Source organism: Pseudomonas sp. NFPP02 (genome assembly GCF_900119355.1).
GTDB classification, from domain to species: domain Bacteria; phylum Pseudomonadota; class Gammaproteobacteria; order Pseudomonadales; family Pseudomonadaceae; genus Aquipseudomonas; species Aquipseudomonas paracarnis.
Genome location: NZ_FPJI01000014.1, coordinates 92,848 through 112,729 on the forward strand (window position 1 = coordinate 92,848; position 19,882 = coordinate 112,729).

Sequence of the window (19,882 nt, forward strand, 5' to 3'; positions counted from 1 at the left end):
GAACGGGAATGCTCCTGCTTTCCGAATGACAGTCACCGCGTTTTTGGCCGGCTCCCTGGCTAAAAGCAGTAATGACCAGGATCGTTGAATTGACGTGAGTTGGGTCCGGGCCTGTATTGGGGCTCAACGAGTTTGGCAGGGTTCAGGAGGGCCAGGTCGAACGTCCTTAAGAGTGCAAAGACTTATGGCAAAGCGTGACTATTACGAAGTATTGGGTGTGGAGCGTGGCGCCAGCGAGGCGGACCTGAAGAAGGCCTACCGTCGCCTGGCGATGAAACACCACCCGGACCGTAATCCGGATAACAAAGAATCCGAAGAGATGTTCAAAGAGGCCAACGAGGCCTACGAATGCCTGTGTGATCCCAATAAGCGTGCGGCTTACGACCAGTATGGCCATGCTGGCGTCGACCCGAGCATGGGTGGCGGCGGTGCCGGTTTTGGTGGCCAGAACTTCTCCGATATTTTCGGCGACGTATTCAGCGACTTCTTCGGCGGCGGCCGGGGCGGCCAGCGTGGTGGCCCTCAGCGCGGCAGTGACTTGCGTTACACCCTGGAGCTGAACCTGGAAGAAGCCGTGCGCGGCACCAGTGTCAATATCCGTGTGCCGACGCTGGTCAACTGCAAGCCGTGCGACGGCTCGGGTGCGAAGAAAGGCTCCTCGCCGATCACTTGCCCGACCTGCGGCGGTATCGGGCAGGTGCGCATGCAGCAGGGCTTCTTCTCGGTGCAGCAAACCTGCCCGCGTTGCCATGGCCAGGGCAAGATCATTTCCGATCCGTGCGATTCCTGCCACGGCGAAGGCCGCGTCGAAGAGTACAAGACGCTGTCGGTGAAAGTGCCGGCGGGTGTGGATACCGGTGATCGTATTCGCCTGTCGGGCGAAGGCGAGGCGGGCGCCCAGGGTGGCCCCACGGGCGACCTGTACGTGGTGATCAATGTGCGCGAGCACTCGATCTTCCAGCGTGACGGCAAGCACTTGTTCTGCGAAGTGCCGATCAGCTTTGTTGATGCGGCCCTGGGTGGCGAGCTGGAGATTCCGACGCTGGATGGTCGGGTCAAGCTCAAGATTCCCGAGGGGACTCAGACCGGCAAGCAGTTCCGCATTCGTGGCAAGGGCGTTGCGCCCGTGCGCGGTGGCGGTGCTGGCGACCTGATGTGCCGTGTGGCGGTTGAAACCCCGGTGAACCTGAATCGTCGTCAGCGTGAACTGCTGGAAGAGTTCCGCAGCTCGCTGGAAGGCGATGACTCGCACTCGCCGAAGACTACGGGCTTCTTCGACGGTGTAAAACGCTTCTTCGGCGACCTGTAAGGATCTGAATATGCGACGTATAGCCGTAATGGGCGCTGCCGGGCGCATGGGCAAGACGCTGGTCGAGGCGGTGCAGCAACGCTCGCCGGCCTCCGGGCTGACGGCGGCGATTGTTCGCCCAGGCAGTACGTTGATCGGCGCGGACGCAGGTGAGTTGGCCTCGTTGGGTCGCATCGGTGTTTCGTTGTCTGGCAACCTCGAGCAGGTGGCGGACGAATTCGACGTGCTGATCGACTTCACCTTGCCGGAAGTGATGCTGAAAAATCTGGCCTTCTGCCGTAAGGCGGGCAAGGCCATGGTGATTGGTACCACCGGTTTGAGTGCCGAGCAGAAACAGTTGCTAGTGGAGGCGGGCAAGGATATTCCGATCGTCTTCGCCGCCAACTTCAGTGTGGGCGTGAACCTGTCGCTGAAGTTGTTGGACCTGGCGGCGCGCGTGCTAGGTGACGAGGCTGATATCGAGATTATCGAGACTCATCACCGTCACAAGATCGACGCTCCGTCGGGCACTGCGTTGCGCATGGGTGAAGCTATTGCCGATGCGCTGGGCCGCGATTTGTCGAAAGTGGCGGTATACGGGCGTGAAGGCCACACCGGTGAGCGCGCACGCGACACCATCGGTTTTGCAACCGTGCGCGGTGGTGATGTGGTTGGCGATCACACCGTGCTGTTCGCCACCGAAGGCGAGCGCCTGGAGATCACGCACAAAGCCTCCAGCCGCATGACTTTCGCCAAGGGCGCGGTGCGTGCTGCGCTTTGGTTGGACGGCCGCGAGCCGGGCCTGTACGACATGCGTGACGTGCTGGACCTGCACTAAGCAGTAGCTAAAACGGGGGCTCAGGATTATCCTGTGCCCCCGTTTTTACCCGCTAGGCGACGTCCTGTCGCATTCCCCTGCCTTTAAGGCTCATTAGCGGTGGACCAAAAAAGCCTTTTTCTGTAAGCTACAGCTTTAGTGTGTCCACTAAAAGCGCGCAGAATAATTCAGTGAAGAAGCGGGGTGACGTGTCCATACGTCACTCCGCTTTTTTACAACCTGCGATCGCCCTTTCAGGCTTTATTTACGGGAGGTCTTCTTGACTAAGCCAGCCATACTCGCCCTTGCTGATGGCAGCATTTTTCGCGGCGAAGCCATTGGAGCCGACGGTCAGACCGTTGGAGAGGTGGTGTTTAACACTGCCATGACCGGCTATCAGGAAATCCTTACCGATCCTTCCTACGCCCAACAGATCGTTACCCTGACCTATCCGCACATCGGCAACACCGGCACTACGCCGGAAGATGTCGAGTCTGATCGTGTCTGGTCGGCGGGCCTGGTGATTCGTGACCTGCCACTGGTTGCGAGCAACTGGCGTAACACGATGTCGCTGTCCGATTACCTGAAAGCCAACAACGTTGTGGCGATCGCCGGTATCGATACGCGCCGCCTCACGCGCATCCTGCGTGAAAAAGGCTCGCAGAACGGCTGCATCATGGTCGGTGACAATATCTCCGAAGAGGCGGCGATTGCCGCGGCGCAAGGTTTCCCGGGCCTGAAGGGCATGGACCTGGCGAAAGTCGTCAGCGTTAAAGAGAAGTACGAGTGGCGTTCCACTGTGTGGGATCTGAAGACCGACAGCCACGCGACTATCGAGGCTGCCGATCTGCCTTACCACGTGGTCGCCTATGACTACGGCGTCAAGTACAACATCCTGCGCATGTTGGTCGAGCGCGGTTGCCGTGTGACCGTGGTGCCCGCGCAAACCCCTGCCAGCGATGTGCTCGCGATGCAGCCGGACGGTGTGTTCTTGTCCAACGGCCCGGGTGACCCTGAGCCATGCGACTACGCTATCCAGGCCATCAAGGACGTGCTGGAGACCGAGATTCCGGTGTTCGGCATCTGCCTTGGCCACCAGTTGCTGGCTTTGGCCTCCGGCGCCAAGACCCTGAAAATGGGCCACGGCCACCACGGTGCCAACCACCCGGTACAAGACTTGGACACCGGCGTTGTGATGATCACCAGCCAGAACCACGGTTTTGCGGTGGATGAAGCCTCCCTGCCTAGCAACGTGCGCGCCATTCACAAGTCGCTGTTCGACGGCTCCCTGCAAGGCATCGAGCGCACCGACAAGAGCGCGTTCAGCTTCCAGGGCCACCCTGAAGCCAGCCCGGGCCCGAACGACGTAGCGCCGCTGTTCGACCGTTTCATCAATGAGATGGCCAAGCGACGCTGACTGAGTGGTCTGCGGGCGGCCCCGGATTGCGGTGGCCCCCGCAGGCTCTTCAAAGATTGTTCAAGACGGCTTGCCGACTGACCTGCGGATTTGAGTGACAAACCCATGCCAAAACGTACAGACATAAAAAGCATCCTGATTCTCGGCGCTGGCCCGATCGTGATCGGCCAGGCCTGCGAATTCGATTACTCCGGCGCCCAGGCCTGTAAAGCCCTGCGCGAGGAGGGCTACCGCGTCATCCTGGTGAACTCCAACCCGGCCACCATCATGACCGACCCGGCCATGGCCGACGCCACCTACATCGAGCCGATCAAGTGGCAGACCGTTGCCAAGATCATCGAAAAAGAGCGTCCGGACGCGCTGCTGCCAACCATGGGTGGCCAGACCGCTCTGAACTGTGCCCTGGACCTGGAGCGCGAAGGCGTCCTGGAAAAGTTCGGCGTAGAGATGATCGGTGCCAATGCCGACACCATCGACAAGGCTGAAGACCGTTCGCGTTTCGACAAGGCCATGAAGTCCATCGGCCTGGCGTGCCCGCGTTCCGGTATCGCCCACAGCATGGAAGAGGCCAATGCGGTCCTCGAGACCCTGGGCTTCCCGTGCATTATCCGTCCGTCCTTCACCATGGGCGGCACCGGCGGTGGTATTGCTTACAACCGTGAAGAGTTCGAAGAAATCTGCGCTCGCGGCCTGGATCTGTCGCCGACCAAAGAGCTGCTGATCGACGAATCGCTGATCGGCTGGAAAGAATATGAGATGGAGGTTGTCCGCGATAAGAAGGACAACTGCATCATCGTCTGCTCCATCGAAAACTTCGACCCGATGGGCGTGCACACTGGTGACTCGATCACCGTGGCTCCGGCACAGACCCTGACCGACAAGGAATACCAGATCCTGCGTAACGCCTCCCTGGCGGTACTGCGCGAGATCGGCGTTGAAACCGGCGGTTCCAACGTTCAGTTCGGCATCTGCCCGGACACCGGCCGCATGGTCGTGATCGAGATGAACCCACGTGTATCGCGTTCTTCGGCCCTGGCCTCGAAAGCGACGGGCTTCCCGATTGCGCGTATCGCCGCCAAGCTGGCTATCGGCTACACCCTGGACGAGCTGCAAAACGAAATCACCGGCGGCGCTATGCCGGCGTCTTTCGAGCCGTCTATCGACTACGTCGTGACCAAGCTGCCGCGCTTTGCCTTCGAGAAATTCGCCAAGGCTGATGCGCGCCTGACCACCCAGATGAAGTCTGTTGGTGAAGTCATGGCGATCGGCCGCACCTTCCAGGAATCCTTGCAGAAAGCCCTGCGCGGCCTGGAAGTTGGTGTTTGCGGCCTGGACGAGAAGCTCGACCTGAGCAGCCCGGAAAGCATGAGCATCCTCAAGCGCGAGCTGACCGTGCCGGGTGCCGAGCGTATCTGGTACGTGGCTGACGCCTTCCGTGCCGGCCTGAGCGTCGAAGATATCTTCGGCATGAACATGATCGACCCGTGGTTCCTGGTGCAGATCGAAGATCTGATCAAGGAAGAAGAGAAGGTCAAGACGCTGGGTCTGTCGTCTATCGACCGCGACCTGATGTTCCGCCTCAAGCGCAAAGGTTTCTCCGACCAGCGTCTGGCCAAGCTGCTGGGTGTGACCGAGAAGAACCTGCGTACTCATCGCCACAAGCTGGATATCTTCCCGGTCTACAAGCGCGTTGATACCTGCGCCGCAGAGTTCGCCACCGACACGGCCTACATGTACTCCACCTACGAGGAAGAGTGCGAAGCCGCGCCGACAGGCCGCGACAAGATCATCATCCTGGGTGGCGGTCCGAACCGTATCGGCCAAGGTATCGAGTTCGACTACTGCTGCGTACACGCCGCCCTCGCCCTGCGCGAAGACGGGTACGAGACCATTATGGTCAACTGCAACCCTGAAACGGTTTCCACTGACTACGACACTTCCGACCGCTTGTACTTCGAGCCGGTAACGCTGGAAGATGTATTGGAAATCTGCCGCGTCGAGAAGCCTAAAGGCGTGATCGTCCAGTACGGCGGCCAGACCCCGTTGAAACTGGCGCGTGCCTTGGAAGCTGCCGGCGTACCGATCATCGGTACCAGCCCGGACGCTATCGACCGTGCCGAAGACCGTGAGCGCTTCCAGCAGATGGTTGAGCGCCTGAACCTGCGTCAGCCGCCGAACGCCACCGTGCGCAGCGAAGACGAAGCCATCCGTGCGGCCAGCAAGATCGGCTACCCGCTGGTGGTGCGTCCGTCCTACGTACTGGGCGGCCGGGCGATGGAAATCGTCTACGAAGAAGAAGAACTCAAGCGCTACCTGCGTGATGCGGTGAAAGTCTCCAACGACAGCCCGGTGCTGCTGGACCACTTCCTCAACTGCGCCATCGAAATGGACGTGGACGCGGTTTGCGACGGTACTGACGTCGTGATCGGCGCCATCATGCAGCACATCGAACAAGCCGGCGTTCACTCCGGTGACTCCGCGTGCTCGCTGCCGCCGTACTCGCTGCCGGCGCACATTCAGGACGAGATGCGCGAACAGGTCAAGAAAATGGCCCTGGAACTGGGTGTGGTCGGCCTGATGAACGTACAGTTGGCGCTGCAAGGCGAAGACATCTACGTCATCGAAGTCAACCCGCGTGCCTCGCGTACCGTACCGTTCGTGTCCAAGTGCATCGGTGTGTCCCTTGCCATGATCGCTGCGCGTGTGATGGCCGGTAAGACCCTGAAGGAAATCGGCTTTACCAAGGAAATCATTCCGAACTTCTACAGTGTGAAAGAGGCGGTGTTCCCGTTCGCCAAATTCCCTGGGGTGGACCCGATCCTAGGCCCAGAGATGAAGTCCACCGGTGAAGTGATGGGCGTGGGCGATACCTTCGGTGAAGCGTTCGCCAAGGCCCAGATGGGTGCCAGCGAAGTGCTGCCGACCGGCGGTACTGCGTTTATCAGCGTACGTGATGACGACAAGCCACTGGTTGCAGGGGTCGCCCGCGATCTGATCAACTTGGGTTTTGAAGTCGTGGCTACCGCCGGGACCGCCAAGCTGATCGAAGCTGCCGGCCTGAAAGTACGTCGCGTGAACAAGGTGACGGAAGGCCGTCCGCATGTGGTCGACATGATCAAGAATGACGAAGTCACCCTGATCATCAACACCACCGAAGGTCGCCAGTCGATCGCGGACTCCTATTCCATTCGTCGTAATGCCTTGCAGCACAAGATTTACTGCACCACTACCATTGCTGCTGGCGAAGCTATCTGTGAAGCGCTGAAGTTCGGTCCGGAAAAGACCGTGCGTCGCTTGCAGGATCTACACGCAGGATTGAAGGCATGAGCATAACCAAATACCCGATGACCGTTCAGGGCGCGCGCGCCCTGGAAGAGGAGCACGCCCATCTGACCAAGGTCGTACGTCCAAAGCTGAGCCAGGACATCGGTACGGCCCGCGAACTGGGTGACTTGAAGGAAAACGCCGAATACCACGCTGCTCGCGAGCAGCAGGGTATGGTCGAGGCGCGGATTCGTGACATCGAGGGCCGTATGCAGAACGCGGTGATCATCGATGTCACCACCATTCCGCATACCGGCAAGGTGATTTTCGGCACGACCGTGGAAATCGCCAACGTCGAGACCGACGAAAGCGTGACCTACCAGATCGTGGGTGAGGATGAGGCTGACTTCAAGCAAGGCAAGATCTCTGTCGGCTCACCGATTGCTCGCGCCTTGATTGCCAAGGAAGAAGGCGACGTGGTTGCCGTGAAAACGCCGAGCGGCGTCATTGAGTACGAGATTGTCGAAGTTCGTCACATCTGAAAGGCGGCGCCCGCTGCGTGCGGGCGCCATGCTTTGGCAGCTCTCTCAGATGCTTTGGGTGGGTGGCCTATGGCTGTTACATATTGGCGTGTTGCCGGCGTTGGGCCTGATTGGCCTGGCGCCGCTGCTGATCGATGAGATCGATGGATTGCTGAGTGCGTTGCTGGTGGGTTTTGCGGCGGCGTGCGTGATGCTTCAGGCGTTGGTGCTGATCACGGCCGAAGGCTTGAAGAGTTTGTGGCGGGATATTCGCGGGCAACTGCTGTTGATGGCGCTGTATGCATGCGCAATGTTTTGTATGGTGCATGTGTGGCTGCCGCAAGCGTTGCGCTGGCAGTTGTTCAGCTATCTTGTGCTAGGGTTCTCTGGCTTGGTGCTGGTTGCGCAGCCTGCGCCGGGATGGAGTGGCGGGGCGCGCGAAGCACGCCCTTGACCCTTTTCATCATTTGAAGCGATGAACGTTCGACAGTTGCTTGTTGACGCTGAAGTTCTTGCGATACAGCAGCGCCATCTTGCCGATGACCTGAACCAGGTCCGCTTTGCCGACCTTGCACAGTTCTGCAACGGCAGCCAGGCGCGCTTCGCGATCAAGGATGTTGACCTTGATCTTGATCAGTTCGTGATCGTTCAGTGCGCGCTCGAATTCGGCTAGCACACCCTCAGTCAAACCGTTGTCTGCCACAATCAGAACTGGTTTCAGATGGTGGCCAATGGATTTGTACTGTTTCTTCTGCTCTTGAGTGAGCGGCATAATCTGACCCCTGCGTCTGATCTTGTAAAAAGCGGCGGCCAGTTTACCCGAGCGAGTCCGGGACCGCCCAGTTAATCACGACCCGTTTTATTTTTTCGAGGTGGCCCGTGGCCCGTTCCAAAACCAGCCTTAAGTGGCTACAAGAACATTTCAATGATCCTTACGTCAAAAAGGCGCAAAAGGACGGCTATCGTTCCCGGGCCAGCTACAAGCTGCTGGAGATCCAGGACAAGGACAAATTGATTCGTCCAGGCATGAGCGTTATTGATCTCGGCGCGGCCCCCGGTGGCTGGTCCCAGGTGACCAGTCGTCTGATTGGTGGGCAAGGTCGATTGATCGCTTCGGACATCCTCGAGATGGACAGCATCCCGGACGTGACCTTTGTTCACGGCGATTTCACCGAGGACAAGGTATTGGCCGAAATCCTGGAGGCTGTGGGAAATTCGCAGGTAGACCTTGTGATTTCCGACATGGCCCCCAATATGAGTGGATTACCGGCTGTTGATATGCCGCGTGCCATGTTCTTGTGTGAACTGGCGCTGGATTTGGCCGGTCGGGTGTTGCGTCCGGGTGGCGATTTCCTGGTGAAGGTCTTCCAGGGCGAAGGTTTCGACGAGTACCACAAGAACATTCGCAAGTTGTTCGACAAGGTGCAGACGCGCAAGCCGGACTCTTCCCGTGACCGGTCCAGGGAGCAGTATCTGCTGTGCCGTGGCTTCCGCGGCGTCGAAGGCGCTGCAAGCGAAGAGCGTTTTTGAGAAACTCGAGGAGGGCGATAGGTTTTTTTATATCGCTTTCGTCACGAAGCTTTACGAATATTGTGTAGTCAAAGTTTCACAAAGGGTTACAGACGGCGCCTGCCAGAGTTGTAGGTAATGTAGTAAGTTAGGCCGGTGAATATCATGCGAAGCGCGCGCCAGTAGCGGAGCTTGCTTCAGAGGGTAGTTAATTGAACGATATGGCAAAGAATCTGATCCTGTGGTTGATCATCGCGGCTGTCCTGGTGACGGTGATGAACAACTTCTCCAGCCCTAACGAGCCGCAGACCCTCAACTATTCCGACTTCATCCAGCAAGTTAAGGATGGCAAGGTCGAGCGCGTAGCGGTTGATGGCTACGTGATTACCGGTAAGCGCAACGATGGCGACAGCTTCAAGACCATTCGTCCTGCCATTCAGGACAACGGTCTCATCGGTGACCTGGTGGATAACAAGGTCATTGTGGAAGGCAAGCAGCCTGAACAGCAAAGCATCTGGACCCAGCTCCTGGTGGCCAGCTTCCCGATCCTGGTGATTATCGCCGTGTTCATGTTCTTCATGCGCCAGATGCAAGGTGGTGCGGGAGGCAAGGGCGGGCCGATGAGCTTCGGCAAGAGCAAGGCGCGCCTGCTCTCCGAAGATCAGGTGAAGACCACCCTGGCTGACGTTGCAGGTTGCGACGAAGCCAAGGAAGAAGTCGGCGAGTTGGTCGAGTTCCTGCGTGATCCGGGCAAGTTCCAGCGCCTGGGTGGCCGTATTCCTCGCGGTGTGCTGATGGTGGGCCCGCCGGGTACCGGTAAAACCTTGCTGGCCAAGGCGATTGCCGGCGAAGCCAAGGTGCCTTTCTTCACGATTTCCGGTTCTGACTTCGTCGAGATGTTTGTCGGCGTCGGCGCCAGCCGCGTTCGCGATATGTTCGAGCAGGCCAAGAAGCACGCGCCATGCATCATCTTTATCGACGAAATCGATGCCGTTGGTCGCCATCGTGGCGCTGGCATGGGTGGCGGTCACGATGAGCGTGAGCAGACCCTCAACCAGTTGCTGGTAGAGATGGATGGTTTCGAGATGAATGACGGCATTATCGTCATCGCCGCAACCAACCGTCCGGACGTGCTGGACCCTGCGTTGCTGCGTCCGGGCCGTTTCGACCGCCAGGTTGTGGTCGGCCTGCCGGACATCCGTGGCCGTGAGCAGATCCTGAAAGTACACATGCGCAAGGTGCCGATGGGTGACGACGTGGCTCCGGCTGTGATCGCCCGTGGTACTCCCGGCTTCTCCGGTGCTGACCTGGCAAACCTGGTCAACGAGGCGTCGCTGTTCGCTGCCCGTACTGGCAAGCGCATCGTTGAGATGAAAGAGTTCGAATTGGCGAAAGACAAGATCATGATGGGCGCCGAGCGCAAATCCATGGTCATGTCCGAGAAAGAGAAGCAGAACACCGCTTATCACGAGGCCGGCCACGCCATTGTAGGTCGCGTTGTGCCAGAGCATGACCCCGTCTACAAAGTGTCGATCATTCCCCGTGGTCGGGCACTGGGCGTGACCATGTTCCTGCCGGAAGAGGATCGTTACAGCCTCTCCAAGCGTGCGCTGATCAGCCAGATCTGCTCGCTGTATGGTGGCCGTATTGCTGAAGAAATGACCCTTGGCTTCGACGGTGTGACCACTGGTGCCTCCAATGACATCATGCGTGCCAGCCAGATCGCACGAAACATGGTGACCAAGTGGGGCTTGTCGGAAAAACTCGGCCCATTGATGTACGCCGAAGAAGAAGGCGAAGTGTTCCTCGGCCGTGGCGGCGGTGGGCAAAGCGCCAGCTTCTCGGGTGAGACAGCCAAGCTGATCGACTCCGAGGTTCGCAGCATCATTGACCAGTGCTACGGCACGGCCAAGCAGATCCTGACTGACAACCGTGACAAGCTGGACGCCATGGCTGATGCGTTGATGAAGTACGAAACCATCGATGCCGACCAGATCGACGACATCATGTCGGGCCGTACGCCGCGTGAGCCGCGCGACTGGGAAGGTGGTTCGGGTACTTCAGGCACTCCGCCTGTGGTGCAGAATGAGCGCCCTGAAACGCCTATCGGCGGCCCGGCAGCTGATCACTAAGGTTTGAAATGACTTCTGCTTTGTCCTCTACCCGGTTGCCTTGCGGCAACCGGGTTCTTGATTTGGCCCGGACGCATGTCATGGGCATCCTCAATGTAACCCCTGACTCCTTTTCCGATGGTGGCCGCTTCAGCCAGTTGGATGCCGCGTTGCGTCATGCGGAGGCTATGGTGGCTGCCGGTGCGACCCTGATTGATGTGGGTGGGGAATCGACCCGCCCCGGCGCCCGCGTTGTTTCTCCTTTGGAGGAGCTAGAGCGGGTGGCGCCCGTGGTCGAACGTATTGCCCGTGAGCTGGATGTCATCATCTCGGTAGACACCTCCACCCCGGCAGTGATGCGCGAAACCGCGCGGCTGGGGGCTGGGTTGATCAACGATGTGCGTTCGCTGCAGCGTGATGGAGCCCTTGATGCGGCCGCCGCAACGGGCCTGCCCGTCTGTCTGATGCATATGCTGGGTGAGCCCGGCAACATGCAGGACAATCCGCACTACGACGATCTGGTCGGCGAGGTGAGTGGGTTTCTTGCTGAGAGGATTGCCCAATGTGTGGCTGTGGGTATTGCGCCGGAGCAGATCATCCTCGATCCGGGGTTTGGCTTTGCCAAGACCCTGCAGCACAATCTAAGCCTGTTCAAACACATGGAAGCGCTGCACGCCCTTGGTCGCCCGCTGTTGGTCGGTGTTTCGCGCAAGAGCATGATAGGGCTCGCCCTGAATCGCCCGGTCGGCGAACGCCTGTATGGCGGCTTGGCGCTTGCGGCGCTTGCCGTGACCAAGGGCGCACGTATTTTGCGTGTGCATGATGTCGCCGAAACGGTCGATGTGGTGCGCATGCTCGCTGCTGTAGAATCAGCTGAATAAGAATGATGGAGCACTTATGACTAAAAAATATTTTGGCACCGACGGCATTCGTGGTCGGGTCGGCGAATTTCCGATCACTCCTGATTTCATGCTCAAGCTGGGTTGGGCGGCAGGCATGGCGTTCCGCAGCATGGGCGCGTGTCGCATCCTGGTGGGCAAGGACACCCGTATTTCGGGCTACATGTTTGAGTCTGCGCTGGAGGCCGGGTTGTCCGCCGCCGGGGCCGATGTGATGCTGTTGGGGCCTATGCCCACGCCGGCAATCGCTTACCTGACGCGTACCTTCCACGCTGAAGCCGGTATTGTGATCAGCGCCTCCCACAATCCTCATGATGACAATGGCATCAAGTTTTTCTCGGGGCAAGGCACCAAGCTGCCTGACGAGATCGAGTTGATGATCGAAGAGCTGCTGGACGCGCCGATGACGGTGGTCGAGTCCAGCAAGCTGGGCAAGGTGTCGCGCATTAACGACGCGTCAGGCCGCTATATCGAATTCTGTAAAAGCAGCGTCCCGAGCAGCACCAATTTTGCAGGCTTGAAGATTGTTGTCGATTGCGCCCATGGGGCGACCTACAAGGTGGCGCCGAGCGTCTTCAAGGAGTTGGGCGCACAGGTCACCGTGCTGTCGGCTCAGCCCAACGGCTTGAACATCAACGACAACTGCGGTTCCACCCACATGGAGCAGCTGCAGGCTGCTGTGCTGGCTGAGCATGCGGACCTGGGCATCGCTTTTGATGGCGATGGCGACCGCGTGCTGATGGTGGATCACACTGGCACGATCGTGGATGGTGATGACCTGTTGTTCATCATTGCCCGTGACCTGCATGAGCGTAACAAGCTGCAAGGTGGCGTGGTCGGCACTCTGATGAGTAATCTCGGGCTGGAATTGGCGTTGGCAGAACTGGGGATTCCCTTTATTCGCGCCAATGTCGGTGACCGCTACGTGATCGCCGAACTGCTGGAGCGTAACTGGTTGGTCGGCGGCGAGAACTCCGGGCACGTGGTCTGCTTCCAGCACACCACCACGGGTGACGCGATCATCGCCGCGCTACAGGTGCTGTTGGCCCTGCGTCGCCGCGAGGAGAGCCTGGCCCAGGCGCGTCAAGCCCTGCGCAAGTGCCCGCAAGTGCTGCTCAATGTGCGTTTTGCCGGTGGCGAAAACCCCATCGAGCACCCTGCTGTCAAAGAGGCTTGCGAGCGCGTGACCCAGGCAATGGCGGGGCGCGGGCGTGTGTTGCTGCGCAAGTCCGGCACAGAGCCGCTGGTGCGTGTGATGGTCGAAGGCGAGGACGAAACACAGGTTCGCGGCCATGCCGAAGACCTGGCAAAACTGGTAACTGAAGTTTGCGCCTGAATTCGGCTTGCCAGTGATGATGTGGTTGGGTAACATCTGCGCCCACTTTGACCGACGGGGTACAGCATGCGTCGCACTATGGTAGCTGGTAACTGGAAGATGCACGGTACCCGCGCCAGTGTCGCTGAGCTGATCAACGGCCTTCGTCACTTGGCCTTGCCTAGCGGTGTTGACGTCGCGGTGTTCCCGCCTTGCTTGCATATCAACCAAGTGGTTGATGGCTTGAAGGGCAAGTCGATTCAGGTCGGCGCGCAGAACTCTGCGGTAGAGCCGATGCAAGGTGCGTTGACCGGCGAGATTTCGCCGAGTCAGCTGGTTGATGCGGGTTGTTCCTATGTGCTTGTCGGGCACTCCGAGCGTCGCCAGATGATGGGCGAGCGGGATGGGACGCTCAACCGCAAGTTCGCCGCAGCACAGGCTTGTGGCTTGATTCCGGTGTTGTGCATAGGGGAGACCCTTGAGCAGCGCGAATCGGGCAAGACTCTTGAAGTTGTCTCGCGTCAGCTGGGCAGCATCATCGAGGAGCTGGGTGTTGGTGCATTTGCAAAGGCAGTTATTGCTTACGAGCCGGTCTGGGCCATTGGCACCGGGCTGACTGCTACACCGCAACAGGCGCAGGATGTGCACGCAGCCATCCGCGCGCAGTTGGCGGCAGAGAATTCTGAGGTCGCACAAGGTGTGCGGCTTCTATACGGCGGCAGCGTGAAGGCGGCCAATGCGGTCGAACTGTTCGGCATGCCGGATATCGATGGGGGGCTCATTGGTGGAGCTTCCCTGAATGCAGATGAGTTCGGTGCGATCTGTCGCGCCGCGGGAAACTGAAAAAATGCTGGAAACAGTCGTAGTCGTTTTTCATCTGTTGGCTGCCCTGAGCGTAGTTGCTCTGGTTTTGTTGCAACAGGGTAAAGGTGCGGATGCTGGTGCGTCTTTCGGTGCAGGTGCTTCAAATACTGTGTTCGGAAGCCAAGGTTCCTCTACCTTTCTTAGTAAGTTTACTGCTATACTTGCCGCAGGTTTCTTCATAACCAGCTTAGGGTTAGGTTACTTTGCTAAAGAGAAAGCTCATGTGCTGACTCAAGTAGGTTTGCCAAACCCAGCAGTGTTGGAAGTTCCAAAAGCAAAACCGGCTTCTGATGATGTCCCGGTGCTTCAAGAGCAAAAGTCGGCTACTCCAGCGACTGACGTACCTCCAGCTCAAGAGCAGAAGTAAGAAGGGTTGTAAACGCTGTATTGCCGAGGTGGTGGAATTGGTAGACACGCAACCTTGAGGTGGTTGTGCCCATAGGGTGTAGGGGTTCGAGTCCCCTTCTCGGTACCAATTATCAGGAGAGCCCGCTGTTGCGGGCTTTCTTGTAGGTGGAAGGTTACATTGACCCTGTAAGGGATCGGTCGTATACTTCCGCCCCAGCTTTGTCGCGGGGTGGAGCAGTCTGGTAGCTCGTCGGGCTCATAACCCGAAGGTCGTCGGTTCAAATCCGGCCCCCGCAACCAGTTTTAGCGGAGCCCCTTTTAAGGGGCTTTTTGTTAGCTGGACACTTTCAACGCCGCTGTTCGACGGCGTTTCAAGGATGGGCGTTTCGCCCATTTTTTTATTTTGCACAGCATGCACATACATGCACGAGGGGGTTCAGGTGTCGAGCAAGCTAGAAGAGTTGCAGGCCTTGTTGGCCCCGGTGGTCGTGGCCCTAGGCTATGAATGCTGGGGTATTGAGTTTTCGGCTCAAGGTCGCCACTCAATGTTGCGCGTTTATATCGATAAAGAGGGCGGCGTGCTGGTGGACGATTGTGCCATTGTCAGCCGTCAGATCAGCGGTGTGCTGGATGTTGAAGATCCAATCTCCGTTGAATACACCCTTGAAGTTTCCTCGCCAGGCATGGAACGCCCACTGTTCACTATCGAGCAGTTTGCTAAATATGCCGGTGAACAAGTGAAGATCAAGCTGCGCTCCCCCTTTGAAGGGCGACGCAACTTTCAGGGCCTTCTGCGCGGTGTAGAAGAGCAGGATGTCGTGGTGCAGGTAGAAGACCACGAGTTCCTGTTGCCGATCGATATGATCGACAAGGCCAACATTATTCCCAGTTTTGACTGAGACGCGGATCCCGCGGATCCAATGGCTTGCGAAAGGCGAGGCGTACGATGAGCAAAGAAGTACTGCTGGTTGTTGAGTCGGTATCCAATGAAAAGGGTGTACCGGCAAGCGTGATTTTTGAAGCGTTGGAGCTGGCCCTGGCCACTGCTACCAAGAAACGTTTTGAAGACGAAGTAGATCTGCGTGTGGAAATCAACCGCCACACCGGTGCCTATGAGACTTTCCGTCGCTGGACGGTGGTCGAAGAGGACGATCTTGATGATCCGGCCATCGAAACCTGGCCAAGCAAGGTTGCGCAAACGCATCCGGGCGCTCAGGTTGGCGATGTTGTCGAAGAAAAGATCGAGTCGATCGAATTCGGCCGTATTGCTGCACAGACCGCCAAGCAGGTCATTGTGCAGAAGGTTCGCGAAGCCGAGCGCGCTCAAGTCGTTGACGCCTATCGCGAACGCCTGGGTGAAATCATCTCTGGCACCGTGAAAAAAGTTACCCGCGACAACGTGATCGTCGACCTGGGCAACAACGCCGAAGCGTTGCTGGCCCGCGAAGACATCATCTCTCGCGAAACCTTCCGTGTTGGCGTGCGTCTGCGTGCGCTGCTCAAGGAAATCCGCACCGAGAACCGCGGCCCGCAGTTGATCCTGTCGCGTACCGCGCCGGAAATGCTGATCGAGCTGTTCCGTATCGAAGTGCCGGAAATCGCCGAAGGCCTGATCGAAGTGATGGCTGCGTCCCGTGACCCGGGTTCGCGTGCCAAGATCGCGGTCCGCTCCAAGGACAAACGCATCGACCCGCAAGGCGCTTGCATCGGGATGCGCGGTTCGCGCGTCCAGGCAGTGTCGGGCGAATTGGGCGGTGAGCGTGTGGACATCGTCCTGTGGGACGATAACCCGGCGCAGTTCGTGATCAACGCCATGTCGCCAGCTGAAGTGGCGGCAATTATCGTTGACGAAGATGCCCATGCAATGGACATCGCCGTTGGCGCAGACAATCTGGCTCAGGCCATTGGTCGTGGTGGTCAGAACGTGCGTCTGGCCAGCCAACTGACCGGCTGGACCCTGAACGTGATGACCGAATCGGACATCCAGGCTAAGCAGCAAGCTGAAACCGGTGACATCCTGCGCAACTTCATCGAAGAGTTGGAAGTCGATGAAGAACTGGCACAGGTGCTGGTAGATGAAGGCTTCACCAGCCTGGAAGAGATTGCCTACGTACCGTTGGAAGAAATGCTCAACATCGACGGCTTTGACGAGGATATCGTCAACGAGCTCCGCGCTCGGGCCAAGGATCGTTTGTTGACTAAAGCCATCGCTACTGAGGAAAAGCTGGCAGACGCCCATCCGGCCGAAGACCTGCTCTCGCTTGAGGGTATGGACAAGGATTTGGCGATGGAACTGGCGGTGCGCGGCGTAATTACCCGCGAAGACCTGGCCGAGCAGTCTATTGACGATCTGCTCGACATCGACGGCATTGACGAAGATCGTGCCGGCAAGTTGATCATGGCCGCCCGAGCCCATTGGTTCGAGTAATTAGGCGCGGCCTGAGGAGAGAAGTGCATGACGCAAGTCACGGTGAAACAACTGGCCGATGAGGTCAAAACACCGGTAGAGCGCCTGTTGCAGCAGATGCGTGAGGCAGGTCTGCCGCACACCGCCGCCGATGAAGGTGTGAGCGATAGTGAGAAGCAGTCTTTGCTGACTCACTTGAAGAGCAGCCACAAGGCGAAAGTGGAAGAACCGCGCAAGATTACATTGCAGCGCAAAACCACCAGCACCCTGCGGGTTGCAGGTAGCAAGAGCATCAGCGTTGAAGTACGCAAGAAGAAAGTCTTCGTACAGCGCAGCCCGGAAGAAATCGAAGCCGAGCGCAAACGCGAGCTGGAAGAACGTCGCGCAGTAGAAAATGCTGCACGTCAGAAGGCTGAAGAAGAAGCCAAGCGTCGCGCCGAAGAAGAAGCGCGTCGCCAGCCTGCTGCTGCGCAACCTGCTGCCACTGACGCGGTCGCCGCCCCTGTTGAAGCTGTGCGTGAGGCTGCCCCGGCTGCCGCCGCACCTGCTCCTGCAGCAGACGCCCGCAAGCGCGACGAGCCTCGTCGTCCGGACAAACCACGTGCTGACGACAACAATCGTCGCGGTGGTGGTGGCGATGGCGAGCGTAAAAACGCTCCGCACCGCGCCTCGGTCAAAGAGAAAGCGCCTGCGCCACGCGTTGCCCCACGTACCACCGACGAAGAAAGCGATGGCTTCCGTCGTGGTGGTCGCGGCAAGGCCAAGCTGAAGAAGCGCAACGCCCACGGTTTCCAGAGCCCAACCGGCCCTGTCGTGCGTGAAGTGAAGATCGGCGAGACCATCACTGTGGGCGATCTGGCCCAGCAGATGTCGGTCAAGGCTGCTGAAATCATCAAGTTCATGTTCAAGCTGGGTACTCCAGCCACCATCAACCAGGTACTGGACCAGGAAACTGCCCAGTTGGTTGCTGAAGAGCTGGGCCACAAAGTGACCCTGGTCAGCGACACCGCCCTGGAAGATTCCCTGGCCGAGTCCCTGAAGTTTGAAGGTGAAGCGGTTTCCCGTGCGCCGGTCGTGACCGTAATGGGCCACGTTGACCACGGTAAGACTTCCCTGCTCGACTACATCCGTCGTGCCAAGGTTGCCGCAGGCGAAGCCGGTGGTATTACCCAGCACATCGGTGCATACCACGTTGAAACCGAGCGCGGCATGGTCACCTTCCTCGACACCCCAGGTCACGCCGCGTTTACCGCAATGCGTGCCCGTGGTGCCAAGGCGACCGACATCGTGATCCTGGTGGTTGCAGCGGACGACGGCGTAATGCCGCAGACCATTGAAGCTGTCCAGCACGCCAAGGCTGCCGGTGTTCCTCTGGTCGTTGCCGTGAACAAAATCGACAAGCCGGGCGCCGATCTCGATCGCATCCGTAGCGAACTGTCGGTTCACGGCGTGACGTCCGAGGAATGGGGTGGCGAGACGCCATTCGTATCGGTCTCGGCGAAAATGGGTACCGGCGTTGACGAACTGCTCGAAGCGGTCCTGTTGCAAGCCGAAGTCCTGGAACTGACCGCTACTCCATCGGCTCCTGGCCGTGGCGTCGTGGTTGAGTCCCGTCTCGACAAGGGCCGTGGCCCGGTTGCCACCGTGCTGGTCCAAGACGGTACCCTGCGCCAAGGCGACATGGTACTGGTCGGTTCGAACTACGGCCGTGTACGTGCCATGCTCGACGAGAACGGCAAGCCAATCAAGGAAGCAGGTCCTGCTATCCCAGTCGAGATTCTCGGCCTGGACGGTACGCCGGACGCTGGCGACGAGATGAGCGTAGTGGCTGATGAGAAGAAAGCCCGTGAAGTGGCTCTGTTCCGTCAAGGCAAGTTCCGCGAGGTCAAGCTGGCCCGTGCTCACGCCGGCAAGCTGGAAAACATCTTCGAGAACATGGGCCAGGAAGAGAAGAAGACGCTTAACATCGTCCTCAAGTCTGACGTTCGTGGTTCCCTCGAAGCGTTGAACGGCGCCTTGAACGGCCTGGGTAACGACGAAGTGCAAGTGCGCGTTGTCGGTGGCGGTGTCGGTGGTATCACCGAATCCGACGCCAACCTGGCACTGGCTTCCAACGCTGTACTGTTCGGCTTCAACGTGCGTGCCGATGCTGGCGCTCGCAAGATCGTCGAGCAGGAAGGCCTGGACATGCGTTACTACAACGTCATCTACGACATCATCGAAGACGTCAAGAAAGCCCTTACCGGTATGCTTGGCAGCGACGTCCGGGAGAACATCCTGGGTATCGCCGAGGTGCGTGACGTGTTCCGCTCGCCGAAATTCGGTGCGATCGCCGGCTGCATGGTGGTTGAAGGCACTGTGTACCGTAACCGTCCAATCCGTGTACTGCGTGAAGACATCGTTATCTTCGAAGGCGAGCTGGAATCCCTGCGCCGCTTCAAGGATGACGCTGCCGAAGTACGTGCCGGCATGGAATGCGGTATCGGCGTCAAGAGCTACAACGACGTCAAGGTTGGCGACAAGATCGAAGTCTTCGAGAAGGTTCAGGTTGCTCGCAGCCTCTAACTCGCGCACTTCAGGAGCCGCGCAGCGTGTGGGCATGCAGATGCCCCGCGTAGCGTCAGGACTCTAAACGCAACGCCCGGTCTGGCTTTTGTCAGGCCGGGCGTTTGCCGCTTTCAGACCCCACGGGTTTCACCGTGTGGCAGTAACAGGTAACAAGACATGGCAAAAGAATACAGCCGTACCCAGCGTATCGGCGATCAGATGCAGCGTGAGCTGGCCCAACTGATCCGCCGCGAAGTCAAAGACCCACGCGTTGGCCTGGTCACCATTACCGCTGTTGAAGTGAGCCGTGACGTGGGTCACGCCAAGATCTTCATCACCGTAATGGGGCAGGACAACAGCGAAGAAATCGCGCAAAGCATCAAGGTGCTCAACTCCGCCGCAGGTTTCCTGCGTATGCAGTTGGCCCGTGAAATGAAGCTGCGCAGCGTTCCACAGTTGCACTTCCACTACGACGAAAGCGTCGTGCGCGGCGCGCACCTGTCGGCCCTGATCGAGCGCGCCGTGGCTGAAGACAGCCAGCATCCGTCCACACCTGAAGACGCCAAGGAGTAAGC

17 protein-coding genes and 2 tRNA genes are annotated in these 19,882 nt (G+C 58.7%); 18 read left to right on the forward strand and 1 reads right to left on the reverse strand.

Annotated features, from left to right (window positions below; genetic code table 11):
• The first annotated feature begins 184 nt into the window (after positions 1 to 184).
• The 6 genes from dnaJ (at position 185) to BT204_RS22545 (ending at position 7,761) form a co-directional block, all read left to right on the forward strand.
• The gene (dnaJ, locus tag BT204_RS22520) at positions 185 to 1,309 is read left to right on the forward strand and encodes a molecular chaperone DnaJ (RefSeq protein WP_054896114.1); all 1,125 of its coding nucleotides are present in this window, start codon (positions 185 to 187) and stop codon (positions 1,307 to 1,309) included.
• A gap of 10 nt (positions 1,310 to 1,319) precedes the next feature.
• On the forward strand, positions 1,320 to 2,126 hold the full coding sequence (gene dapB / locus BT204_RS22525) for a 4-hydroxy-tetrahydrodipicolinate reductase (protein ID WP_014719957.1): 807 nt from the start codon (positions 1,320 to 1,322) through the stop codon (positions 2,124 to 2,126).
• 259 nt (positions 2,127 to 2,385) lie between these two features.
• Positions 2,386 to 3,522, forward strand: a complete 1,137-nt coding sequence (gene carA, locus BT204_RS22530; RefSeq protein ID WP_003194208.1) for a glutamine-hydrolyzing carbamoyl-phosphate synthase small subunit — start codon at positions 2,386 to 2,388, stop codon at positions 3,520 to 3,522.
• 105 nt (positions 3,523 to 3,627) lie between these two features.
• Entirely contained in the window at positions 3,628 to 6,849 is a 3,222-nt protein-coding gene (carB, locus tag BT204_RS22535) for a carbamoyl-phosphate synthase large subunit (RefSeq protein ID WP_054898018.1), read from the forward strand.
• 2 nt (positions 6,850 to 6,851) lie between these two features.
• Positions 6,852 to 7,328 (forward strand): transcription elongation factor GreA, encoded by a 477-nt coding sequence (gene greA / locus BT204_RS22540; protein WP_032873232.1) that lies wholly within the window; start codon positions 6,852 to 6,854, stop codon positions 7,326 to 7,328.
• Positions 7,329 to 7,356: 28 nt separating this feature from the next.
• On the forward strand, positions 7,357 to 7,761 hold the full coding sequence (locus BT204_RS22545; RefSeq protein WP_054898019.1) for a hypothetical protein: 405 nt from the start codon (positions 7,357 to 7,359) through the stop codon (positions 7,759 to 7,761).
• Positions 7,762 to 7,770: 9 nt separating this feature from the next.
• On the opposite strand, the gene BT204_RS22550 is transcribed toward BT204_RS22545, so the two are convergent.
• On the reverse strand, positions 7,771 to 8,079 hold the full coding sequence (locus BT204_RS22550) for a YhbY family RNA-binding protein (protein WP_003176146.1): 309 nt from the start codon (positions 8,077 to 8,079) through the stop codon (positions 7,771 to 7,773).
• A gap of 107 nt (positions 8,080 to 8,186) precedes the next feature.
• Here BT204_RS22550 and rlmE point away from each other — a divergent pair, with 107 nt between their 5' ends.
• The 12 genes from rlmE (at position 8,187) to rbfA (ending at position 19,880) form a co-directional block, all read left to right on the forward strand.
• Positions 8,187 to 8,837: a 23S rRNA (uridine(2552)-2'-O)-methyltransferase RlmE gene (gene rlmE, locus BT204_RS22555; protein ID WP_014719954.1), complete on the forward strand. Its 651-nt coding sequence runs from the start codon at positions 8,187 to 8,189 to the stop codon at positions 8,835 to 8,837.
• Between the two features lie 200 nt (positions 8,838 to 9,037).
• Positions 9,038 to 10,948, forward strand: a complete 1,911-nt coding sequence (gene ftsH, locus BT204_RS22560) for an ATP-dependent zinc metalloprotease FtsH (RefSeq protein WP_034127004.1) — start codon at positions 9,038 to 9,040, stop codon at positions 10,946 to 10,948.
• Positions 10,949 to 10,956: 8 nt separating this feature from the next.
• Positions 10,957 to 11,808, forward strand: a complete 852-nt coding sequence (gene folP / locus BT204_RS22565; protein WP_054898020.1) for a dihydropteroate synthase — start codon at positions 10,957 to 10,959, stop codon at positions 11,806 to 11,808.
• 16 nt (positions 11,809 to 11,824) lie between these two features.
• Positions 11,825 to 13,162, forward strand: a complete 1,338-nt coding sequence (gene glmM, locus BT204_RS22570) for a phosphoglucosamine mutase (RefSeq protein WP_003194195.1) — start codon at positions 11,825 to 11,827, stop codon at positions 13,160 to 13,162.
• A gap of 66 nt (positions 13,163 to 13,228) precedes the next feature.
• Positions 13,229 to 13,984, forward strand: a complete 756-nt coding sequence (gene tpiA / locus BT204_RS22575; RefSeq protein WP_003194193.1) for a triose-phosphate isomerase — start codon at positions 13,229 to 13,231, stop codon at positions 13,982 to 13,984.
• Positions 13,985 to 13,988: 4 nt separating this feature from the next.
• Complete coding sequence (gene secG / locus BT204_RS22580; RefSeq protein ID WP_003194191.1) at positions 13,989 to 14,372, forward strand: preprotein translocase subunit SecG; 384 nt, start codon at positions 13,989 to 13,991, stop codon at positions 14,370 to 14,372.
• 22 nt (positions 14,373 to 14,394) lie between these two features.
• Positions 14,395 to 14,480 (forward strand) — tRNA-Leu (locus tag BT204_RS22585).
• 96 nt (positions 14,481 to 14,576) lie between these two features.
• Positions 14,577 to 14,653 (forward strand) — tRNA-Met (locus BT204_RS22590).
• 140 nt (positions 14,654 to 14,793) lie between these two features.
• Positions 14,794 to 15,252, forward strand: a complete 459-nt coding sequence (gene rimP, locus BT204_RS22595) for a ribosome maturation factor RimP (RefSeq protein WP_032873230.1) — start codon at positions 14,794 to 14,796, stop codon at positions 15,250 to 15,252.
• A 47-nt stretch (positions 15,253 to 15,299) separates the two neighbouring features.
• Positions 15,300 to 16,781: a transcription termination factor NusA gene (nusA, locus tag BT204_RS22600; RefSeq protein WP_003194187.1), complete on the forward strand. Its 1,482-nt coding sequence runs from the start codon at positions 15,300 to 15,302 to the stop codon at positions 16,779 to 16,781.
• 27 nt (positions 16,782 to 16,808) lie between these two features.
• Complete coding sequence (gene infB / locus BT204_RS22605) at positions 16,809 to 19,325, forward strand: translation initiation factor IF-2 (protein ID WP_003194185.1); 2,517 nt, start codon at positions 16,809 to 16,811, stop codon at positions 19,323 to 19,325.
• 159 nt (positions 19,326 to 19,484) lie between these two features.
• Complete coding sequence (gene rbfA, locus BT204_RS22610) at positions 19,485 to 19,880, forward strand: 30S ribosome-binding factor RbfA (protein ID WP_003176137.1); 396 nt, start codon at positions 19,485 to 19,487, stop codon at positions 19,878 to 19,880.
• Positions 19,881 to 19,882 lie beyond the last annotated feature (2 nt).

Coding starts and splice junctions, on each gene's coding strand:
- dnaJ (WP_054896114.1), top strand. CDS start 185: ATGGCAAAGCGTGACTATTACGAAGTATTGGGTGTGGAGCGTGGCGCC.
- dapB (WP_014719957.1), top strand. CDS start 1,320: ATGCGACGTATAGCCGTAATGGGCGCTGCCGGGCGCATGGGCAAGACG.
- carB (WP_054898018.1), top strand. CDS start 3,628: ATGCCAAAACGTACAGACATAAAAAGCATCCTGATTCTCGGCGCTGGC.
- BT204_RS22545 (WP_054898019.1), top strand. CDS start 7,357: ATGCTTTGGCAGCTCTCTCAGATGCTTTGGGTGGGTGGCCTATGGCTG.
- BT204_RS22550 (WP_003176146.1), bottom strand. CDS start 8,079: ATGCCGCTCACTCAAGAGCAGAAGAAACAGTACAAATCCATTGGCCAC.
- ftsH (WP_034127004.1), top strand. CDS start 9,038: ATGGCAAAGAATCTGATCCTGTGGTTGATCATCGCGGCTGTCCTGGTG.
- folP (WP_054898020.1), top strand. CDS start 10,957: ATGACTTCTGCTTTGTCCTCTACCCGGTTGCCTTGCGGCAACCGGGTT.
- glmM (WP_003194195.1), top strand. CDS start 11,825: ATGACTAAAAAATATTTTGGCACCGACGGCATTCGTGGTCGGGTCGGC.
- tpiA (WP_003194193.1), top strand. CDS start 13,229: ATGCGTCGCACTATGGTAGCTGGTAACTGGAAGATGCACGGTACCCGC.
- secG (WP_003194191.1), top strand. CDS start 13,989: ATGCTGGAAACAGTCGTAGTCGTTTTTCATCTGTTGGCTGCCCTGAGC.
- nusA (WP_003194187.1), top strand. CDS start 15,300: ATGAGCAAAGAAGTACTGCTGGTTGTTGAGTCGGTATCCAATGAAAAG.
- infB (WP_003194185.1), top strand. CDS start 16,809: ATGACGCAAGTCACGGTGAAACAACTGGCCGATGAGGTCAAAACACCG.
- rbfA (WP_003176137.1), top strand. CDS start 19,485: ATGGCAAAAGAATACAGCCGTACCCAGCGTATCGGCGATCAGATGCAG.